The sequence below is a fragment of the Streptomyces sp. NPDC007164 genome, from assembly GCF_040634135.1.
Lineage (GTDB): Bacteria > Actinomycetota > Actinomycetes > Streptomycetales > Streptomycetaceae > Streptomyces > Streptomyces sanglieri.
Map to the genome: position 1 here is coordinate 14,004 of NZ_JBEYFB010000050.1, position 19,990 is coordinate 33,993.

At 71.5% G+C, this 19,990-nt stretch carries 18 protein-coding genes; 16 read left to right on the forward strand and 2 right to left on the reverse strand.

Annotated elements, in window-relative coordinates:
* Positions 1-131: 131 nt before the first annotated feature.
* A complete protein-coding gene (locus ABZ622_RS35395; protein WP_360550400.1) occupies positions 132-1,013 on the forward strand; it encodes a sulfurtransferase in 882 nt (293 codons plus the stop codon).
* 94 nt (positions 1,014-1,107) lie between these two features.
* Here ABZ622_RS35395 and ABZ622_RS35400 read toward each other — a convergent pair whose 3' ends face one another.
* A complete protein-coding gene (locus ABZ622_RS35400; RefSeq protein WP_360550402.1) occupies positions 1,108-2,934 on the reverse strand; it encodes a glycoside hydrolase family 15 protein in 1,827 nt (608 codons plus the stop codon).
* A 381-nt stretch (positions 2,935-3,315) separates the two neighbouring features.
* Here ABZ622_RS35400 and ABZ622_RS35405 point away from each other — a divergent pair, with 381 nt between their 5' ends.
* The 14 genes from ABZ622_RS35405 (at position 3,316) to ABZ622_RS35470 (ending at position 18,658) form a co-directional block, all read left to right on the forward strand.
* Entirely contained in the window at positions 3,316-5,001 is a 1,686-nt protein-coding gene (locus ABZ622_RS35405; RefSeq protein WP_360550404.1) for a CTP synthase, read from the forward strand.
* 90 nt (positions 5,002-5,091) lie between these two features.
* Complete coding sequence (locus ABZ622_RS35410; protein ID WP_360550406.1) at positions 5,092-5,718, forward strand: NUDIX hydrolase; 627 nt, start codon at positions 5,092-5,094, stop codon at positions 5,716-5,718.
* Positions 5,719-5,907: 189 nt separating this feature from the next.
* Positions 5,908-7,971: a tetratricopeptide repeat protein gene (locus tag ABZ622_RS35415; RefSeq protein ID WP_360550408.1), complete on the forward strand. Its 2,064-nt coding sequence runs from the start codon at positions 5,908-5,910 to the stop codon at positions 7,969-7,971.
* Positions 7,972-8,114: 143 nt separating this feature from the next.
* Positions 8,115-9,230: an alanine dehydrogenase gene (gene ald / locus ABZ622_RS35420; RefSeq protein WP_360550452.1), complete on the forward strand. Its 1,116-nt coding sequence runs from the start codon at positions 8,115-8,117 to the stop codon at positions 9,228-9,230.
* Positions 9,231-9,599: 369 nt separating this feature from the next.
* Positions 9,600-10,718 carry a ParA family protein gene (locus tag ABZ622_RS35425; RefSeq protein WP_266916845.1) on the forward strand — a complete coding sequence of 373 codons (1,119 nt, stop codon included), beginning with the start codon at positions 9,600-9,602 and terminating at the stop codon, positions 10,716-10,718.
* A complete protein-coding gene (locus ABZ622_RS35430; RefSeq protein WP_360550454.1) occupies positions 10,715-11,344 on the forward strand; it encodes a hypothetical protein in 630 nt (209 codons plus the stop codon). Before ABZ622_RS35425 ends, ABZ622_RS35430 begins: the two co-directional genes overlap by 4 nt.
* Before the next feature lie 109 nt (positions 11,345-11,453).
* Positions 11,454-12,467 (forward strand): ScpA family protein, encoded by a 1,014-nt coding sequence (locus tag ABZ622_RS35435; RefSeq protein ID WP_360550410.1) that lies wholly within the window; start codon positions 11,454-11,456, stop codon positions 12,465-12,467.
* Positions 12,464-13,111 carry an SMC-Scp complex subunit ScpB gene (gene scpB / locus ABZ622_RS35440; RefSeq protein WP_360550412.1) on the forward strand — a complete coding sequence of 216 codons (648 nt, stop codon included), beginning with the start codon at positions 12,464-12,466 and terminating at the stop codon, positions 13,109-13,111. The genes ABZ622_RS35435 and scpB overlap by 4 nt, the downstream gene beginning before the upstream one ends.
* The gene (locus tag ABZ622_RS35445) at positions 13,111-14,259 is read left to right on the forward strand and encodes a pseudouridine synthase (protein WP_360550414.1); all 1,149 of its coding nucleotides are present in this window, start codon (positions 13,111-13,113) and stop codon (positions 14,257-14,259) included. Before scpB ends, ABZ622_RS35445 begins: the two co-directional genes overlap by 1 nt.
* A gap of 127 nt (positions 14,260-14,386) precedes the next feature.
* Positions 14,387-15,040 carry a nicotinamide riboside transporter PnuC gene (gene pnuC / locus ABZ622_RS35450; RefSeq protein ID WP_360550416.1) on the forward strand — a complete coding sequence of 218 codons (654 nt, stop codon included), beginning with the start codon at positions 14,387-14,389 and terminating at the stop codon, positions 15,038-15,040.
* Positions 15,037-16,116 (forward strand): AAA family ATPase, encoded by a 1,080-nt coding sequence (locus ABZ622_RS35455; RefSeq protein ID WP_360550418.1) that lies wholly within the window; start codon positions 15,037-15,039, stop codon positions 16,114-16,116. The genes pnuC and ABZ622_RS35455 overlap by 4 nt, the downstream gene beginning before the upstream one ends.
* Positions 16,113-16,847: an NUDIX domain-containing protein gene (locus ABZ622_RS35460; RefSeq protein ID WP_360550420.1), complete on the forward strand. Its 735-nt coding sequence runs from the start codon at positions 16,113-16,115 to the stop codon at positions 16,845-16,847. Before ABZ622_RS35455 ends, ABZ622_RS35460 begins: the two co-directional genes overlap by 4 nt.
* Complete coding sequence (locus ABZ622_RS35465) at positions 16,844-17,866, forward strand: ADP-ribosylglycohydrolase family protein (RefSeq protein ID WP_360550422.1); 1,023 nt, start codon at positions 16,844-16,846, stop codon at positions 17,864-17,866. The genes ABZ622_RS35460 and ABZ622_RS35465 overlap by 4 nt, the downstream gene beginning before the upstream one ends.
* A 3-nt stretch (positions 17,867-17,869) precedes the next feature.
* Positions 17,870-18,658 (forward strand): nucleotidyltransferase domain-containing protein, encoded by a 789-nt coding sequence (locus tag ABZ622_RS35470; protein WP_360550424.1) that lies wholly within the window; start codon positions 17,870-17,872, stop codon positions 18,656-18,658.
* Here the strand turns inward: ABZ622_RS35470 and ABZ622_RS35475 are convergent.
* The gene (locus ABZ622_RS35475; protein WP_360550426.1) at positions 18,655-19,350 is read right to left on the reverse strand and encodes a nucleotidyltransferase domain-containing protein; all 696 of its coding nucleotides are present in this window, start codon (positions 19,348-19,350) and stop codon (positions 18,655-18,657) included. The genes ABZ622_RS35470 and ABZ622_RS35475 overlap by 4 nt on opposite strands.
* A gap of 144 nt (positions 19,351-19,494) precedes the next feature.
* On the opposite strand from ABZ622_RS35475, the gene ABZ622_RS35480 reads away from it, so the two are divergent.
* Positions 19,495-19,935, forward strand: a complete 441-nt coding sequence (locus ABZ622_RS35480; protein ID WP_360550428.1) for a YidB family protein — start codon at positions 19,495-19,497, stop codon at positions 19,933-19,935.
* The last annotated feature ends 55 nt before the right edge of the window (positions 19,936-19,990 follow it).

Here is a 19,990-nt window from a genome sequence, read left to right on the forward strand (position 1 = left end):
CCGGGGGAGCCGCGGGGCAGTTGTTGACATGGGACGATCGCCGCTGCGATCTTGTGAACGCCGTGCGGTCCGGGCCGGCAGGCCCGGCATGCCGGGCGGCCCCGACAGCCGGAACCGGACCTGGAGCAGACGTGGGCGACGACGTACCGGCGTACCCGGGCGGTCCGGAGCTTCCCGGCCCGCTGGTCGGGACCGACTGGCTGGCGCGGCGGCTCGGCCGGCCGGGACTGGTGGTCCTCGACGCCTCGGTCGGCGCGCACCGGGGCGGTGAGCGGCGGATCCCGGGAGCGCGGCCCTTCGACATCGACGGGGCGCTGTCCGACCACTCCGGCCCGCTGCCCCACACGATGCCCGGGGCCGGCCGGTTCACCGAGGAGCTGCGCTCCCTCGGCGTGAACGACCGTGACACCGTCGTCGTCCACGACGGCGCGGGCATCTACTCCAGCGCGCGGGCCTGGTGGATGCTGCGGGCGATGGGCTTCGACCGGGTCGCGGTGCTCGACGGCGGCCTGCCCGCCTGGGCCGACGCCGGACTGCCGCTGGAGAACGCCCGGCCCGCCCCCGTCGTGACGCCCGGCGACTTCACCGCACGGCCGCGCCCGGGAATGTTCGTCGGCGCCGAGGAGGTGGCGGCGGCGCTGTCCGACCCCGCGACGGTGGTCCTCGACGCCCGTGCCCGGGAACGGTTCACCGGCACCGTCGCCGAACCCCGGCCCGGACTGCGCGCCGGGCACATGCCGGGGGCGGTCGGCCTCCCCTTCGGGGAGCTCCAGCGCGCCGGGCGGATGCGCCCGGCGCACGAGCTGCGCGCCGTGTTCGCCGCTCTCGCCGGGGAGCGCGAGCGGCTGGTCGTCAGCTGCGGTTCGGGGGTCACCGCGTGCGTCCTGGCCCTGGGGGCCGAACTGGCGGGGTACCGCGGACAGGCCGTGTACGACGGGTCCTGGAGCGAATGGGGGCTGCCGTCACGGCGGCCCGTGGTGACCGGGGCGGACGGGTCCGCGCCCGCCCCGTGAGCCGGGCTCAGAGCCTGTCGGGTGGCCGCCCGGCCGGAGGTCCGACTGGCTCTGAGCCGGCGTACGCCCGGTCGGAGGTCCTCCCGACAGGCTCTCAGCCGACGTACGCCCCGCTCGCCGTCAGGCGCAGTGCCGTGTCGATCAGCGGCACATGGCTGAAGGCCTGCGGGAAGTTCCCCACCTGCCGCTGGAGCCGGGAGTCCCACTCCTCCGCGAGCAGGCCCAGATCGTTGCGCAGGGACAGCAGCCGCTCGAAGAGCTGGCGGGCCTCGTCGACCCGGCCGATCATCGCCAGATCGTCCGCCAGCCAGAACGAGCAGGCCAGGAACGCGCCCTCGTCGCCCTCCAGGCCGTCGACGCCCGCGTCCTCGCCCGAGGTGGGGTAGCGCAGCACGAAGCCGTCCTCGGTGGACAGCTCGCGCTGGATCGCCTCGATCGTGCCGATCACGCGCTTGTCGTCCGGGGGCAGGAAGCCCATCTGCGGGATCAGCAGCAGCGAGGCGTCCAGTTCCTTCGAGCCGTAGGACTGGGTGAAGGTGTTGCGCTCCGGGTCGTAGCCCCGCTCGCAGACGTCGCGGTGGATGTCGTCGCGCAGCTCGTGCAGGCGCTCCAGCGGCCCTTCCGCGTCCCCGGACTCGATGAGCTTGATGGTGCGGTCGACGGCGACCCAGGCCATCACCTTCGAGTGGACGAAGTGACGGCGCGGCCCGCGCACCTCCCAGATGCCCTCGTCCGGCTCGTCCCAGTGCTTCTCCAGGTACTCGATCAGCTTGAGCTGGAGGCCGGTCGCGTAGTCGTTGCGGGTCAGTCCGGTCATGTGGGCGAGGTGCAGCGCCTCGGTGACCTCGCCGTACACGTCCAGCTGCAGCTGGCCCGCCGCGCCGTTGCCGACCCGGACCGGGGCCGAGTTCTCGTAGCCGGGCAGCCAGTCCAGCTCGGCCTCGCCCAGCTCGCGCTCGCCCGCGATGCCGTACATGATCTGGAGGTTCTCCGGGTCGCCGGCGACCGCCCGAAGCAGCCACTCGCGCCAGGCGCGGGCCTCCTCGCGGTAGCCGGTGCGCAGCAGCGAGGAGAGCGTGATCGCGGCGTCGCGCAGCCAGGTGTAGCGGTAGTCCCAGTTGCGGGAGCCGCCGATGTCCTCCGGCAGGGAGGTGGTCGGCGCGGCGACGATGCCGCCGGTCGGGGCGTACGTCAGGGCCTTGAGGGTGATCAGGGAGCGGACCACGGCCTCGCGGTAGGGCCCGTGGTACGTGCACTGCTCGACCCAATTGCGCCAGAAGTCCGCCGTCGCGTCCAGCGAACCCTCCGGGTCCGGCAGACCGGGCGGCTCGTGGTGCGAGGGCTGCCAGCTGATCGTGAACGCGATCCGGTCACCCGGCGCGACCGTGAAGTCGGAGTACGTCGTGAGGTTCTCGCCGTAGGTCTCGGCGGGGGTGTCCAGCCAGACGGAGTCGGGGCCCGCGACGGCGACCGTACGGCCGTCGACCTTGTGCACCCATGGGGTGACCCGTCCGTAGCTGAACCGCATGCGCAGCTCGGAGCGCATCGGCACCCGGCCGCTGATCCCTTCCACGATCCGGATCACCTGCGGCGCACCGTCACGCGGCGGCATGAAATCGGTCACTCTGACCGTTCCGCGCGGTGTGTCCCACTCCGATTCCAGGATGAGGGAGTCCCCGCGGTAGCGGCGGCGGTCCGCGGCCGGCGGCTGCGTCCCGTCCGCCCGGGCCGGACCGAGGCGCCAGAAGCCGTGCTCCTCGGTACCCAGCAGTCCCGCGAAGACGGCGTGCGAATCGAAGCGGGGAAGGCACAGCCAGTCCACTGTGCCGTCCCGGCAGACCAGGGCGGCGGTCTGCATGTCTCCGATGAGTGCGTAATCCTCGATGCGCCCGGCCACGTGCGTCTCCAGTCGAACGGCCATGTCGCCCCGTAGGGCATTACTGCGGGTCAAGAGGTCGTCGCAAGGGGTTGTTGTGGGGGATCCTGCGAACAAGTCACCTCGCCCGGGGCAAGTGTCCGAGCAGGATACGACGCACCCGGATGATCCGCGCGACCGTCTCAGCAACACGTCTGACCCGAACGGGTGTGTGTACGGGCACTCGTGGTGATCATGCGAGGTGGGCGTGCGGATGCTGCCGGAAGCGGGCTCCCTTCGGCGCTGATACCCTGGTAGCCCGTGGACCGGTGGTCGTCCGCAACCGCAGACGAGGCCCCCGAACCGCAGCGACGGCGCCTCCGGAGTCTCCGGACGAAAACGCCGGTACGCACCTCACGATCGCGACCACGGGAGCCCCCTTTGGCTATGCAGCCCACATCCACGACGACCAAGCACATCTTCGTCACCGGGGGTGTCGCCTCATCCCTCGGCAAGGGTCTGACTGCCTCCAGCCTCGGTGCCCTGCTCAAGGCGCGCGGCCTTCGGGTCACCATGCAGAAGCTCGACCCCTACCTCAACGTCGACCCGGGCACGATGAACCCGTTCCAGCACGGTGAGGTGTTCGTCACCAACGACGGCGCCGAGACCGACCTGGACATCGGCCACTACGAGCGCTTCCTCGACGTCGACCTCGACGGTTCCGCCAACGTCACCACCGGCCAGGTCTACTCGCAGGTGATCGCCAAGGAGCGGCGCGGCGAGTACCTGGGCGACACCGTGCAGGTCATCCCGCACATCACCAACGAGATCAAGCACCGGATCCGCCGCATGGCCACCGACGACGTCGACGTCGTCATCACCGAGGTCGGCGGCACGGTCGGCGACATCGAGTCGCTGCCGTTCCTGGAGACCGTCCGCCAGGTCCGCCACGAGGTCGGCCGGGACAACGTCTTCGTCGTGCACATCTCGCTGCTGCCCTACATCGGCCCGTCCGGCGAGCTCAAGACCAAGCCGACCCAGCACTCGGTGGCCGCGCTGCGCAACATCGGTATCCAGCCGGACGCCATCGTGCTGCGCGCCGACCGTGACGTACCGACCGCCATCAAGCGCAAGATCTCGCTGATGTGCGACGTCGACGAGGCCGCCGTGGTGGCCTGTGTGGACGCCAAGTCGATCTACGACATCCCGAAGGTGCTGCACACCGAGGGCCTGGACGCCTACGTCGTGCGCAAGCTCGACCTGCCGTTCCGCGACGTCGACTGGACGACGTGGGACGACCTGCTGGACCGCGTCCACAACCCCGACCACGAGATCACCGTCGCGCTCGTCGGCAAGTACATCGACCTGCCCGACGCCTACCTGTCGGTGACCGAGGCCATCCGGGCCGGCGGCTTCGCCAACAAGGCGCGGGTCAAGGTCAAGTGGGTCGGCTCGGACGACTGCAAGACCCCGTCGGGTGCCGCGAAGCAGCTCGGTGACGTCGACGCGATCTGCGTCCCCGGCGGCTTCGGCGACCGCGGTGTCAACGGCAAGATCGGCGCCATCCAGTACGCCCGCGAGAACAAGGTGCCGCTGCTCGGCCTCTGCCTCGGTCTCCAGTGCATCGTGATCGAGGCCGCGCGCAACCTCGCCGAGATCCCCGACGCCAACTCCACCGAGTTCGACGCCGCCACCTCGCACCCCGTCATCTCGACGATGGAGGAGCAGCTGGCGTACGTCGAGGGCGCGGGCGACCTGGGCGGCACCATGCGGCTCGGCCTGTACCCGGCGAAGCTCGCCGAGGGCTCGCTGGTCCGCGAGGCGTACGACGGCGAGCCGTACGTGGAGGAGCGTCACCGCCACCGCTACGAGGTCAACAACGCCTACCGGGCCGAGCTGGAGAAGAAGGCCGGTCTGGTCTTCTCCGGCACCTCCCCGGACAACAAGCTCGTCGAGTACGTCGAGTACCCGCGCGAGATCCACCCCTACCTGGTCGCCACCCAGGCGCACCCGGAGCTCCGGTCCCGTCCGACCCGCCCGCACCCGCTCTTCGCGGGCCTGGTGAAGGCGGCCGTCGCGCGCAAGACGGGCGCCGCGGCGGGTGACGGCAAGGGCAGGCAGCCGGGCAAGTAGTCCGGCGCCGCACAGGCGTTAACGTTGACCGGGGTACGCGTCCTTCGAAGGACGCGTACCCCGGTTTCTGTTTTTCGTGGGAGGACGTAGATGGGTTTCCAGGACACGCCCGAGGAGTGGCAGGTCACCGCGACCGAGACGCCCTTCACCGGCAACAAGACCAGCGTCCGCACCGACGAAGTGGTGATGCCGGACGGCACGGTCGTACGCCGCGACTACCAGGTCCACCCGGGCTCGGTCGCGGTGCTCGCGCTCGACGACGACGGCCGGGTCGTCGTGCTGCGGCAGTACCGCCACCCGGTGCGCCACAAGCTCTGGGAGATCCCGGCCGGACTGCTCGACGTCCCCGGTGAGAACCCGCTGCACGCGGCGCAGCGCGAGCTCTACGAGGAGGCGTACGTCAAGGCCGAGGACTGGCGGGTGCTGACCGACGTCTACACCACACCGGGCGGCTGCGACGAGGCCGTACGGATCTTCCTGGCCCGCGGCCTCTCCGAGGCCGACGGGGAGCGCTTCGAGGTCTCCGAGGAGGAGGCCGACATGGAGCTGGCCCGGGTGCCGCTCCAGGAGCTGGTACGGGGCGTGCTCGCGGGGGAGCTGCACAACAACTGCCTCGTGGTGGGCGTCCTCTCGCTCGCGGCGGTGCTCGCCGGTGACGGGATCGATTCGCTGCGCCCGGCCGGCGCGCCGTGGCCGGCCCGCCCGTTCGAGGCCTGACGGACCGTTCGGCCACCGAACGGCGCACACCGAGGTCCTTCGATCGGACAAGATGCTGATCCGATCGGGGGACCTCGGTGTTGTGCTCGGTCGCGCTCGGAGGAAAACGCCCACACGCCTGAACTACGCTCACAATGCCCTGACCGGAGTCCCGGCGGGCGACGCGTGCAGCGAAGTGGAGCGTGGCCCGTGACGGATCAGGCGGTGGACACCAGCGACCCGGCCGAGGCAGCGGGAACCGAGGAGCCGTCCGGTACCGCCCCACCCCAATTCTTCGGCCGGGCCCGCGAGTTGAAGGCGCTGCGGACCGACATCGAACGGGCCGGCCTGGACACCCTGGCCGGCCGCAAGGCCGCCCGCGCCCGGTTCCTGCTGATCGCCGGACGCCCCGGCTCCGGACGCACCGCGCTCGCCGGAGAGCTCACCCGGAGACTGCTCGCCGAGGGCGACCACCCCGACGGACTGTTCCGGGTCAGGCTCACCGACCCTGGCGGCGTGCCGGTGCCCACCGAGCGCACCGCCCGGGAGCTGCTCGACCGGATGGGGGTGACCGGGCCGCCCGGCGCGGACGGGGACGAGCTCGCCGGGATGGTCCGCGACGAGCTCGCCGGACGCCGCGCCCTGCTGCTCCTGGACGACGCGGTGGACGCGGAACAGGTCGACCCGCTGCTTCCCGACAACCCGGACTGCCTGGTCGTCGCCACGTCCGAGGGCCCGCTGACCGGCATCCCGGGCGTCCGCCCCTGCACCATCGGCGGTCTGGACGCGGGCTCCGCCGTGCGGCTGCTCGCCCGCACCATCGGAGAGGTCCGGATCACCGTCGATCCGCGGACCGCCGAGACCCTCGCCGAGGAGTGCGGCGGACAGCCGGCCGCGCTGGTGATGGTCGCCGGCTGGCTCGCCGCCCGCCCCATGGCGTCGGTCGCCGATGTCACCAAGCAGCTGCGCGAACTGCCGGACGACACCGAGCGGTCCACCGGCTCCCGGCCGCTGGCCCGCGCCTTCCGGCTGGTCCACGAATCGCTGCCGCCGGCCGCCGCCCGGATACTGCGACTGCTCGCCCTCGCCCCCGCCGGACTCGCCGACGCCCACACCGCGTCCGCGCTGGCCGGCTGCTCCGTCTCGGCCGCCCAGACGACCCTCGACGACTTCGTGGCCCTGGGGCTGCTGCACACCAACGGGGCGGACCAGCCGCAGTACGAGGTGCCCGGCTGCCTCGCACCGCTGCTGCGGCCGCTGCTGGAGTCCAGGGACCGGCCGGCGGAGGTCCAGCTGGCCAGGGCCCGGATGCTGGAGCGCACCGTACGGCTGCTGCAGTCCTGCCGGGCGGTGACCGAACCCGAGGGCTCACCGGCCCGCCGGAGGCTCGCCGGGCTTCCGCGGTCGCTGCGCTTCCCGGGCCCCGAGGCGGCCGCCGAATGGCTGCGGATCCGCCGGCCGGCCCTGCTGGCCTCGGCCCGGGTCGCCGTCGAGGACGGTGAACTCGACACCCTGGCAAGGCGGTTGGTGTCCGCGCTGGTGCGGGCGCTGGCCGTGCACCGGGGCACCGAGGCCGCCGCGCCCGAGCTGTACGGACTGCACGGTCTGGTACTGGCCGTCGCCGAGCGGCGCGAGCTGCCGCGCGAGCGGGCCGCCGCGCTGCTCAACCTCGCCGACCTCGACGCCAGGACCGGCCGCACCCGGGAGGCGCTGGCCCGCTACCGGGCCGCGCTGGACGCCGGACGGGCGGCGAAGGACCTGTACGCCACCGGCCGCGCGATGGAATCCGTAGGCGGCGCCTACGCCGAGCTGGGGGACTTCCAGCGGGCCTCCGACTGGTACGGCCGCGCGCTGGCGCAGCGGCTCACCCAGGGGGAGCGGGCCGACGAGGCACGGCTCTACGGGCGGCTCGGCGCCGTCCACACCTATGCCGGGCGGTACGGCGAGGCGCTGCGGAACTGGCGCGCCGCGGCGGCCGGGTACCGCAGGCTCGGCGACGTGCCGGCCCAGGCGCGGGCGCTCAGCGAGGCGGCGCGGGTGCAGGAGTACGCGGGCCGGCCGCACGAGTCCCTGCACACCTGCCAGGAGGCCGTCGAGTGGGCCAGGCGGGCCGGTGACGTACGGCTTCAGGCGGCGCTGGAGCTCCGGCTGGCCGACACGCTCGACCGGCTCGGTGACCCGGCTGCGGCCGGGCTGCACCGGGGTCTGGCCGACAGATTGCTGGGACAGGAGGGTGTGACCTGCGAAATCCGTAGTGCGACGACTGAAAATTAATGCTTTGTAAGGCTAGACAGCACGAAACCCTTCATTAGACTGGCTCTGCCGCGTGTGTTCGCGGTGTCTCCATTTACGTAGTGTCTATCCGGGTATGTATAGCTATGTCCGGGTAACCCTCTGAGCCAAGGACCGTGATCGACGTGAAGGTCGGCATCCCCCGCGAGGTCAAGAACAACGAGTTCCGCGTGGCGATCACGCCTGCCGGTGTGCACGAGCTCGTCCGCCACGGCCACCAGGTCGTCGTCGAGGAGAACGCCGGTGCCGGCTCCTCCATCACGGACGAGGAGTACGTCGCCGCCGGGGCGCAGATCCTCCCCACCGCCGACGAGGTCTGGGCCACCGCCGACCTGCTGCTCAAGGTCAAGGAGCCGGTCGCCGAGGAGTACCACCGCCTCCGCAAGGACCAGACCCTCTTCACCTACCTCCACCTCGCCGCCTCCCGCGAGTGCACCGACGCGCTGATCGAGTCGGGCACCACGGCCATCGCCTACGAGACGGTCGAGACCGCGAGCCGCGCGCTCCCGCTGCTCGCCCCGATGTCCGAGGTCGCGGGCCGGCTGGCCCCGCAGGTCGGTGCCTACCACCTGATGCGCTCGGTCGGCGGCCGCGGCGTGCTGCCGGGCGGCGTCCCGGGCACGGCACCCGCCGAGGCCGTCGTCATCGGCGGCGGTGTCTCCGGCTGGAACGCCACGCAGATCGCCGTCGGTCTGGGCTTCCACGTCACGCTGCTCGACAAGGACATCAACAAGCTCCGCGAGGCCGACAAGGTCTTCGGCACCAAGGTGAAGACCGTCGTCTCCAACGCCTTCGAGCTGGAGAAGGCCGTCGTCGAGGCCGACCTCGTCGTCGGTGCCGTGCTCATCCCCGGTGCGAAGGCGCCGAAGCTGGTCACCAACGAGCTCGTCGCCAAGATGAAGCCCGGAAGTGTACTTGTCGACATCGCAATCGATCAGGGCGGTTGCTTCGAGGACTCGCACCCGACGACCCACGCCGAGCCGACCTTCATGGTCCACAACTCGGTGTTCTACTGCGTCGCGAACATGCCGGGCGCGGTCCCGAACACCTCGACGTACGCCCTCACCAACGCCACGCTGCCGTACATCCTGGAGCTCGCCGACCGCGGCTGGGTCGAGGCGCTGCGCCGTGACGCCGCGCTCGCCAAGGGCCTCAACACCCATGACGGGCAGGTCGTTTACCGCGAGGTGGCCGAGGCGCACGGCCTGGAGCACGTCGAGCTGAGCGCGCTCCTCGGCTGACGGGTCAACTCCTTCCGTCAACCTCATGCGTACGGCCGGACCTTGCCGAGCAAGGTCCGGCCGTACGCATGTCGGGCCCCTTCGGCGGCCCTGTTCAACTCGTCTCGAACGTAACCCTTTAACCGATTCGTACACCTGTTAAATCTGAGCCCCGGTGGCCGCACGCCCTTGACAGGGACGTGTTCGATTGCCGACACATCGGGCCGGGTCCGGCGGATTGTGTTGCTGCGGAGCGGTGACACGCCATAGAGTCGCCAATCGTCGGCATGGTGCCACGCTGACCTATCGATAAGTTTCCTGGTCACGTCCAAGGAGGTAAGACGACTTGTGAATGAGTCGACATTTACTCCCGGGGGTGTTCATCCAGGGATGCCTGCACGGGGCCAGAGCCCGAACGGGCTGGAGGCTGTCGGCTCCGTCGCTGTCCGCACCTTCGCCACCCAACAGCACATGACGACAGCCCCCCAGATGATGGACGGCCTACACGTGAACGCCATGGCCGGCAACGAGAGTGGCCGGGACACCGCCCACTTCGCCGACTTCGACGAAGCGCCCCAGGGGCACTTCTACGACCCCGACGCCGAGTACGAGCCCGATCCGGAGTACGCGGCCACCCTCGCGCCCGACGCTGCCCGCCAGCGCCGCGAGCGGATCGGCCCGACCGGCCGGCCCCTGCCCTACTTCCCGATCCCGGGCCCGCTGACCGATCACGGCCCCGCGAAGATCATCGCGATGTGCAACCAGAAGGGCGGCGTCGGCAAGACCACGTCGACCATCAACCTGGGTGCCGCACTCGCGGAGTACGGACGACGCGTCCTGCTCGTCGACTTCGATCCGCAGGGTGCCCTGTCGGTCGGGCTCGGCGTCAACCCGATGGAACTCGACCTCACGGTCTACAACCTGCTCATGGAGCGGGGCATGTCGGCCGACGAGGTGCTGCTGAAGACCGCGGTCCCGAACATGGACCTGCTGCCCAGCAACATCGACCTGTCGGCCGCCGAGGTGCAGCTGGTGAGCGAGGTGGCCCGGGAGTCCACGCTGCAGCGTGCCCTGAAGCCGCTGATGGCCGATTACGACTACATCGTGATCGACTGCCAGCCGTCGCTCGGCCTGCTCACCGTGAACGCCCTGACGGCCGCCCACAAGGTCATAGTGCCGCTCGAGTGCGAATTCTTCGCGCTCCGTGGTGTGGCATTGCTCACCGAGACCATCGAGAAGGTCCAGGAGCGCCTCAACCCCGATCTGGAGCTCGACGGCATCCTCGCCACCATGTACGACTCCCGTACGGTGCACAGCCGTGAGGTCCTCGCGCGCGTCGTCGAGGCATTCGACGACCACGTCTACCACACGGTCATCGGGCGCACCGTGCGCTTCCCGGAGACCACGGTCGCCGGTGAGCCCATCACCACCTACGCCTCCAACTCGGTCGGTGCCGCCGCCTATCGCCAGCTCGCCAGGGAGGTGCTCGCCCGGTGTCACGCCGAGTGAGTCTGCCCGGGGCCGACGAACTGTTCCGTACCACCGGAGGAATGGGGCTCCAGGCCTCGTCCCCCGCGGACCGGCGACGCAAGGCGAACGGTGAGGCCCGGGTGCCCGGTCCGGCCGGGGAGAGCGATTCCGGGGCGGACGGATCCGGGGCGGAAGCGGCGCAGGCGGCCGACGGCTCCTCGCGCGAGGAGCACTCCGCGGCGGGCGTCGACGCGGAGGAGTCGCGCAGCCGCGACGCCGACCGGGTCGCGGTGGCCGCACAGGCGGGCCGCAGGCCCCAGCAGCCCGCACCGACGCCCGCGCCCCCGGCGGGCTCGCCCGCCACGTCCCCGGCCGCGCAGGAGGCGGTTCCCGCCGCCGCCGTTCAGCAGCAGCGCAGGCGTGGCGGCGGGCGCGGGGCGAACCGGCGGCCCAGCGGCCGTGAGCGCCACGACGAGAAGATCACCGTCTACGTCTCGGCCGAGGAACTGATGGACCTGGAGCACGCCCGCCTGGTGCTGCGCGGGGAGCACGGGCTGGCCGTCGACCGCGGGCGGATCGTCCGCGAGGCGGTCGCGGTGGTGCTCGCGGACCTGGAGTCGCGAGGCGACGCGAGCATCCTCGTACGGCGGCTGCGCGGCCGCTGACGGGTGAGGCGCCGGTAGCCTGCCCGGTGGGCGGCCGCCGGACGAGCGGTCCGGCCCCTTCCGTACGGGCCACGGCCCGCCGCCCGTATCCCGCTGCCCCTGGACCTTCATGCCGACGACCGACGAGCCCGCCCGCGCCCCACGCCGCCCCCTGGGGCGCGGCCCGGGCGGCGGGACCGCGCCGGAGCCGGCGGACGGCGAGGGCGCCGGGGCCGAGGCCCTCCCGCCGGAGGCTCCCGAAGCGCCGGCGGCTCCCGAAGCGCCGACGGCGGCCGAGGCTCCGGTTGAGGCCTCCGGGCCTTCCGGGCCCGCCGACGACGGGCGGTTCACCGTCCGGCTGGCGAACTTCGAGGGGCCGTTCGACCTGCTGCTCCAGCTCATCGCCAAGCACAAGCTGGATGTGACCGAGGTCGCGCTGTCCGAGGTCACCGACGAGTTCATGGCACACATCCGCGCCATGGGGCCGGACTGGGACCTGGACCAGACCACCGAGTTCCTCGTCGTCGCCGCGACCCTGCTCGATCTGAAGGCGGCCCGGCTGCTGCCCACCGCCGAGGTGGAGGACGAGGCGGACCTGGCGCTGCTCGAAGCGCGGGACCTGCTCTTCGCCCGGCTGCTCCAGTACCGCGCGTACAAACGCGTCGCGGAGATCCTCAGCGAACGGCTGGCGTCCGAGGGGCGGCGGTTCCCCCGGACCGTGGGGCTGGAGCCGCACCACGCCGAGCTGCTGCCCGAGGTCGTGATCAGCATCGGGGCGGAGGGCTTCGCCGCGCTGGCCGTGAAGGCGATGCAGTCGAAGCCCGAGCCGCAGGTGTACGTGGACCACATCCACGCACCGCTGGTCAGCGTGCGGGAACAGGCCGGGATCGTGGTGGCGCGGCTGCGGGAGGCGGGCGAGATCAGCTTCCGTACGCTCACCGAGGACGCCCCGGACACCCTCACCGTCGTCGCCCGGTTCCTCGCGCTGCTGGAGCTGTACCGGGAGAAGGCCGTCGCGCTCGACCAGGACGAGGCGCTCGGGGAGCTGCTGGTGCGCTGGGCCGGGGGAGAGGGGGCCGGGCCCGTCGTCACGGACGAGTTCGACCCCGAGACGCAGGACGTCCAGAAGGATGTGAAGGCATGAGTCAGCAGGAGAACACCGGCTCCACCGTCGCGGACCTCGATCTCAAGCCCGCCCTGGAGGCCGTTCTCATGGTCGTCGACGAGCCCGCCACCGAGGAGCACCTCGCCAAGGTGCTGGAGCGGCCCCGCAGGGCCGTCGCCGACGCGCTGCGGGAGCTGGCCGACGAGTACACCGTGCAGCGGCGCGGTTTCGAGCTGCGGCTGGTGGCGGGCGGCTGGCGCTTCTACACCCGCCCCGAGTACGCGGCGGCCGTGGAGGGCTTCGTCCTGGACGGCCAGCAGGCCCGGCTGACCCAGGCGGCGCTGGAGACCCTCGCGGTGGTCGCGTACCGCCAGCCGGTCAGCCGTTCCAGGGTCTCCGCGGTCCGCGGCGTGAACTGTGACGGGGTCATGCGGACCCTGTTGCAGCGGGGGCTGGTGGGGGAAGCGGGCGCGGAACCCGAAACAGGTGCGATCCTGTATAGGACGACGAACTACTTTCTGGAGCGGATGGGCCTGCGCGGCCTGGATGAGCTCCCGGAGCTCGCGCCCTTCCTCCCCGAGGCGGACGCGATCGAGGCTGAGACGCTAGAGGGTGTGCCGTCGTTCGATCCGGACGCACCGGACACCCCGGATACTCACGCAGACGACAAGACGGATTTTTGATGCGAAGCAGTGGCAGGAACAGCGGAAGCGGCGGCGGAGCCAGGAGCGGCGGCAGCGGCGGCAGGAACAACACCGGCAGCGGCAGGAACAGCAACCCGAACCCCCGGGTTCCCGGCTCCGAGCGTGACGACAAGCAGGAGCAGCGCCCTCGCCGGCCCCGCCCCGAGGAGCGCCGCTACGACGTGGGCAACGACAAGCCGGGCGGTGACGGCGGCACCCGCAAGGGCCGCGGCGCGGCGGCCCGCGGCGGCGCCAAGGGCGGCCCGAAGGCGGCGACCGGCGGCTCCAGGAGCAGCGGCCGCCGTACCCCGTACGGCGCCCCGTCCCGTCCGCGTGAGCTCGACGCCAAGATCGAGCAGCGCAACCGGGACCGGTACGCGGGCAAGGCCGACATCCGGACGCCCAAGACCCACCCGGGCGCCGAGCAGGAGGGCGAGCGGCTGCAGAAGGTCCTCGCCCGGGCCGGCATGGGCTCGCGCCGGGCGTGCGAGGAGCTGATCGAGCAGGCCCGCGTCGAGGTCAACGGCGAGATCGTCCTTGAGCAGGGCATGCGCGTCGACGTGAACAGGGACGAGATCAAGGTCGACGGTCTGACCGTCGCGGCCCAGTCCTACCTCTTCTTCGCGCTGAACAAGCCCGCCGGTGTCGTCTCCTCGATGGAGGACCCGGACGGCCGCCAGTGCCTCGGCGACTACGTCACCAACCGTGAGACGCGGCTCTTCCACGTCGGCCGGCTGGACACCGAGACCGAGGGCATCATCATGCTCACCAACCACGGTGAGCTGGCCCACCGCCTGACCCACCCCAAGTACGGGGTGAAGAAGACCTATCTGGCAGCCATCCAGGGGCCGCTCCCGCGCGACCTGGGCAAGCGGCTCAAGGACGGCATCCAGCTGGAGGACGGGTACGCCCGCGCCGACCACTTCCGGGTCGTCGAGAACACCGGCAAGAACTACCTGGTCGAGGTGACCCTCCACGAGGGCCGCAAGCACATCGTCCGCCGGATGCTGGCCGAGGCCGGCTTCCCGGTCGAGCGGCTCGTGAGGACGTCCTTCGGGCCGATCCCGCTGGGCGACCAGAAGTCCGGCTGGCTGCGCCGCCTCACCAACACCGAGGTGGGCATGCTGATGCGCGAGGTCGGTCTGTAACCCTCCTCCTTCCGTTCCACGGCCCGCGGCCGGTTCCTGTCTTCGATTTTCGAACAGGAATCGGCCGCGGGCCTTTTCCTGCGCCCCTTCCGCCTTTATAGTCAGAGTGACTATTAAGGAGGCGGGCGTGAGTCTCGCGGATTTCCTCGATCCACTGCAGCAACCCCTGGTGACGGTGCTCGACACCCCGGTCAGCTGGACCGAGGTGCTGGGCTTCGGAAGCGGGGCGCTGTGCGTCTGGCTCGTGGCCCGCCAGCACCTCGCCAACTGGCCGATCGGCATCGCCAACAACCTCTTCTTCATCCTGCTGTTCACCCAGTCCGGCCTGTACGCCGACGCCGGCCTCCAGATCGTCTTCATCGCCCTTGCCGCGTACGGCTGGTGGACCTGGACCCACGGGGGTGGACCGGGCTCACCGGACTTGCCGGTGCGGCGCACCACGCGCACCGAATGGACCTGGCTGCTCGCGGCGGGGGCGGTGGGGGCCCTCGCGCTCACCGTCCTGCTCGACCACGCGACCGACTCGACCGTGCCCTTCTGGGACGCCCTGACGACCTCGCTGTCCCTGACGGCGACGTACGGGCAGTGCCGCAAGCTCGTCGAATCCTGGTGGCTCTGGATCGCCGCCGATGTGGTGTATATCCCGCTGTACGCGTACAAGGAGCTCTATCTGACCTCGCTGCTGTACGCCGGTTTCCTGACGCTCTGCCTGATCGGCCTGCGCAACTGGAAGCGCGATCTCGCGGGGCAGCGGCCGCGGCCGGTGGGGGTGGCGGCATGAAGCGCTTCGGCCACGGGCTGGTCCTCGGCAAGTTCTACCCGCCGCACGCCGGCCACCACCACCTCGTCCGCACCGCCCAGGACCGCTGCGAACGGCTGACCGTCCTGGTCTGCGCCGCCTCCGTGGAGTCCGTACCGCTCGCCGACCGGGTGGCCTGGATGCGGGAGGTGCACCCGGACGTACGGGTCGTCGGCGCCGTCGACGACATTCGCATGGACCTCCACGACCCGGTGATCTGGGACGCGCACATGGCCGTCTTCACCGGGGCCGTGACCGAGCCGGTGGACGCCGTCTTCACCTCGGAGTCGTACGGGGACGAACTCGCCCGCCGGTTCGGCGCCGAATCCGTCTGCGTCGACCCCGACCGCACGGTCTTCCCGGTCTCCGGCACCGCCGTCCGCAAGGACCCGGTCGGCTGCTGGGACTTCCTGGAACCGCCGGTACGGGCCGCCCTCGCCCGCCGGGTCGTCGTCCTCGGCGCGGAGTCCACCGGCACCACGACCCTGGCCCGCGCCCTCGCCGACCACTACCGCGCACGCGGCGGCGTCTGGGCGCGGACCCGGTACGTCGCCGAGTACGGACGGGAGTTCAGCGAACGGAAGCTGGCGGAGCTGCGCGAGCGGTGGCCCGGTGCCCAGTGGGAGGACGTCAGCTTCACCACCGCCGACTTCCCGCTGATCGCCGAGGCCCAGAACGCGAGGGAGGAGGCCGCCGCGCGCACCGGGTCGCCGGTGCTCGTCTGCGACACCGACTCCTTCGCCACCACCGTCTGGCACGAGCGGTACATCGGCGGACGCAACCCGCTCGTCGAGCAGACCGCCGACCGGGCCGCCCACCACCTGTGGCTGCTCACCGACCACGAGGGCGTCGCCTTCGAGGACGACGGACTGCGCGACGGCGAAGAACTGCGGCCCTGGATGACCGACCGGTTCCGCGCCGAACTCAACCGCACGGGAAGGGAGTTCATTGAGATAACCGGCACCCGTCAGGAACGCCTGGCCACCGCGGTCGCCGCCGTCGACGCACTGCTCGCCGACAGCTGGAACTTCGCCGCGCCCCTGCCGGAGCACCGATGAGCACCGGAGTCCCCGAGGGGTACGACCCGTACGCCTTCGAACCCTTCGCGGTCACCGTCGACCTCGCCGTCTTCACGGTCCGCGACGGCCGGCTGCACGTCCTGCTCGTCGAACGGGGCGCGGACCCGTACAAGGGCCACTGGGCGCTGCCCGGCGGCTTCGTACTGCCCCGCGAGTCCGCCGAGACCGCCGCCCGCCGGGAGCTCGCCGAGGAGACCGGACTGACCGGGGGCACCGCCGGCGCCCTCCACCTGGAACAGCTGCGCACCTACACCGACCCGGACCGGGACCCCAGGATGCGGGTCGTCTCGGTCGCCTACGCCGCACTCGTACCCGACCTGCCCGAACCGCGCGGCGGCGGCGACGCGGCCGGCGCCCGGTGGTGGGACGCCGTACGGCCCGGCCCGCTCGCCTTCGACCACGACCGGATCCTCGCCGACGCGCACGACCGGATCGGCGCCAAGCTCGAATACACCTGCCTGGCCACCGCCTTCTGCCCGCCCGAATTCACCCTGGGGGAACTCCAGCAGGTGTACGAGACGGTCTGGGGCGTCGAGCTGGACCGGCCCAACTTCCGGCGCAAGGTCCTCACCACGCCCGGCTTCGTCCAGGCCGTGGAGGGATCGCCGCGCCGCACCGGCGGACGGGGAAAACCGGCCGCGCTCTACCGGGCGGGTGCCGCTACCGCCCTGCACCCACCACTGCTGAGACCGGAAGGAAGAAGCACGTGATCGTGACCAGGACCATCACCAAACAGGCCGCCACCGGCGCGCTGACCGGGCTCGCGCTCGGCGACGCGCTGGGCTTCCCGACCGAGTTCAACAACGTTCCGTCGATCCTCGCCAAGTGCGGGCCGTGGCGCGCGATGCGGCTGCCGAAGCCGGCGATCGTCACCGACGACACCCAGATGACGCTGGCCCTGGGGCGGGGCATCCGCACCGCCATGGACCGCGGACTGCTCACCCCGCTGCGGCTGGCCCGCCCGGTGCGCGAGGAGTTCGTCGACTGGTACCACTCGCCCGACAACAACCGCGCACCCGGCCGCACCTGCATGACCGCCTGCCGGATGCTCGACAGCGACCGGCTCTGGCAGGAGGCCAGCCAGACCGGCTCCAAGGGCTGCGGCGCCAACATGCGGGTCGCGCCGATCGGACTCGTACCCGGACTCAGCGACGAACAGCGCTCCGGCGCCGCCCAGTTGCAGGCCGCCCTCACCCACGGACACCCGACCGCGCTCGCCGCGTCCGACCTGACGGCCCGCGCGGTGCACCTGCTGGCGCAGGGGGCCGAGCCGATGGGCCTGATCGGGCAGCTGCGCAGTTACGCGTACGAGAACAGCGGCCGGTACCTCACGCGCTGGCTCGGCGACCTCTGGCGGTACGCGGGCGACGCCTCGCCCGAGCTGTACATCCAGCGCGGCTGGGACGAATGCCTGACCGCGCTGGCCCGCGTCCAGGACGCGCTGCGCGACCCGTCCCCGGAGACCGACCCCTGCGAGGTGACCGGCGACGGCTGGATCGCCGAGGAGGCCCTGGCCACGGCCCTGCACTGCTTCCTCCTGTTCCCCGAGGAGCCCGTCACCGCGCTCCGCCGGGCCGCCTGCACCCGCGGCGACTCGGACTCCCTGGGCTGCCTGACCGGTGCGTTCGCCGGGGCGCACCTGGGGGCGGGGGCCTGGCCCAAGGAGTGGTCGGAGCGGATCGAGTACCGCAGCGATCTGCTGTCGCTGGGGGCGCTCTGGGATTCTTGACCCATGCTCATGGACACCAAGCACCTCAAGGAGGCCGGGCTGCCGGTCACCGACCTCGGCCCGGTCCTCGCCGAGGAGCGTCACCCGCTGCTCTTCGCCACGGTCTCCGGGGCGCATCTGTACGGGTTCCCCTCCAAGGACTCGGATGTGGACCTTCGGGGGGTCCATCTCCTGCCCGCGGCCGACCTCGTGGGACTGCGCGAGGCCGAGGAGACCCGCTCACGGATGTGGGACCGGGACGGGACCGAGATGGATCTCGTCACGCACGACCTGCGGAAGTTCGTCCGGCTGATGCTGAAGCCCAACGGCTATGTGCTGGAACAACTGCTCTCGCCGCTGGTCGTGCACACGAGCGAGCCGCACACGGAGCTGGTGGCGCTGGCACCGGGCGTGGTCACCCGTAACCACGCCCACCACTACCGGGGGTTCGCGGGCACCCAGTGGCTGCTCTTCGGGAAGACCGGTGAACTGAAGCCGCTGCTGTACACGTTCCGGGCACTGCTCACCGGGATCCACCTGATGCGCAGCGGTGAGGTGCTGGCGCATCTGCCGACCCTGCTGGGGGAGGTGGCGGCGCCCGCGTATCTGCCCGGGCTGATCGAGGCGAAGGCCGAGGCGGAGCACGGTGGAGCGCAGGGCGTGGACGGGGAGGCGGTGTCGCGGGACGTCGAGGCGTTGCACGGGGTGCTGGACGAGGCCCGGACGGAGTCGGCGCTGCCCGCGACGGCCGGCGGGTTCGAGGCGCTGCACGACCTCGTGGTGCGCGCGCGGCTGACGGAGGCCTCCTGCTAGGACCGGTCCACGGACGCCCGGCGGGTGCGGATCAGGAAGTCCTCGATCCGGGCCCGGTCCGGCTCCTGGGGGAGCGGGGAGTTCCGCGCCGTCTCCTCGCTCTCCTCCATGAGGCGGTTCATGCGGCGTTCGACCTCCTCCCACGGCACCTCGCCCCGCTTCACCGCCAGAAGTTCGTCGCGGGCCGCGCCCACCTCGATCGTGAGCTCACCGGTGCGCAGCAGGTTCCGGCCGGAGGTCAGGAGCCGCAGCAGATGCATGGCGTGCTTCCAGCGCGGAGCCCCGTACTGCCGTACGTCCGCCTCCAGCTTCTTGCGCTGCCCCCAGGCGTAACGGACGAACGTCCGGTGGGCCAGCCGGGACAGGAACGCGTCGCGCAGGGCGAGGAGCTCCCGGCCCACGTCGTCGATGTGCTCCACCAGCGGCGAGTGCAGGCACTCCAGCACATTGGGGTTGGCGCGCAGCGCCAGTTCGCAGAAGCGTTCCAGCTCCCAGGAGAACTGCTCCGGTGCCGGGCCGTCGACATGCGTCGGCGGCTTCTCGAACCGCCAGAACAGCGGGGTCGGCGCGAGGAACACGCCGCGCCGGTCGGTGTCGCTCCCCTCCGTGGCGAGCCCGAAGGCGCGCGAGCCCATCACACAGGAGTAGACCGTGTGGTCGCGTACGAGAGCCTCGGGATCAGGGGTGATCATGCCGGCGAGGCTACGTGAGCGGGAGCGGTCCACACCGGTGATTTCCGTGCTGCGGCTCCGGCGCGGGGTGCCCCGCTCAAGTGGCAGAAGCCCGGGTTCTGATCGACATTGTCGATAAATCATCCCCTCTGGAGAGGCAGAACCATGGCAGGAAACGATCTCGGCAGCCTGCTCGGCGGCTTGCTGGGCGGCAGCGGCCAGAGCGGTGGCCAGGGCGGCGGCCAGGGCGGCGCGGGGAACGTCCTCGGCGCGCTGCTGGGCGCACTCGGCGGCGGCCAGGGCGGTACGGGCGGCGGCAACGCGCTCGAAGGGCTGATCGGGATGCTCACCAGATCCGGCCTCGTCGACCAGGCGCAGTCCTGGGTCGGCACCGGGGAGAACCAGGCGGTCAGCGGCGCCCAGATCGCCGAGGCGCTGCCGGACGAGACCCTGCGGAAGGTCGCCCGGGAATCGGGGGTCAGCACCGAACAGGCGGCCGACCAGATCGCCCGCTCGCTGCCGACCGCGGTCGACAGGCTGACCCCGTCCGGGGAGGTGCCGGAGGGCCGCTCGATCGAGGACCTGGTCCGCGAGCAGCAGCTCTGATGGTGGAAGCGGCCCGAGGGCTGTCCGGCGGATCACGGCCGGGCAGCCCTCGGGC

What these genes read in the sequence shown, in the direction of transcription:
- ABZ622_RS35400 (WP_360550402.1), bottom strand. Translation starts at nt 2,934, where the DNA reads ATGGCCGTTCGACTGGAGACGCACGTGGCCGGGCGCATCGAGGATTAC.
- ABZ622_RS35405 (WP_360550404.1), top strand. Translation starts at nt 3,316, where the DNA reads ATGCAGCCCACATCCACGACGACCAAGCACATCTTCGTCACCGGGGGT.
- ABZ622_RS35410 (WP_360550406.1), top strand. Translation starts at nt 5,092, where the DNA reads ATGGGTTTCCAGGACACGCCCGAGGAGTGGCAGGTCACCGCGACCGAG.
- ABZ622_RS35425 (WP_266916845.1), top strand. Translation starts at nt 9,600, where the DNA reads ATGCCTGCACGGGGCCAGAGCCCGAACGGGCTGGAGGCTGTCGGCTCC.
- ABZ622_RS35435 (WP_360550410.1), top strand. Translation starts at nt 11,454, where the DNA reads ATGCCGACGACCGACGAGCCCGCCCGCGCCCCACGCCGCCCCCTGGGG.
- scpB (WP_360550412.1), top strand. Translation starts at nt 12,464, where the DNA reads ATGAGTCAGCAGGAGAACACCGGCTCCACCGTCGCGGACCTCGATCTC.
- ABZ622_RS35445 (WP_360550414.1), top strand. Translation starts at nt 13,111, where the DNA reads ATGCGAAGCAGTGGCAGGAACAGCGGAAGCGGCGGCGGAGCCAGGAGC.
- ABZ622_RS35455 (WP_360550418.1), top strand. Translation starts at nt 15,037, where the DNA reads ATGAAGCGCTTCGGCCACGGGCTGGTCCTCGGCAAGTTCTACCCGCCG.
- ABZ622_RS35460 (WP_360550420.1), top strand. Translation starts at nt 16,113, where the DNA reads ATGAGCACCGGAGTCCCCGAGGGGTACGACCCGTACGCCTTCGAACCC.
- ABZ622_RS35470 (WP_360550424.1), top strand. Translation starts at nt 17,870, where the DNA reads ATGCTCATGGACACCAAGCACCTCAAGGAGGCCGGGCTGCCGGTCACC.
- ABZ622_RS35475 (WP_360550426.1), bottom strand. Translation starts at nt 19,350, where the DNA reads ATGATCACCCCTGATCCCGAGGCTCTCGTACGCGACCACACGGTCTAC.
- ABZ622_RS35480 (WP_360550428.1), top strand. Translation starts at nt 19,495, where the DNA reads ATGGCAGGAAACGATCTCGGCAGCCTGCTCGGCGGCTTGCTGGGCGGC.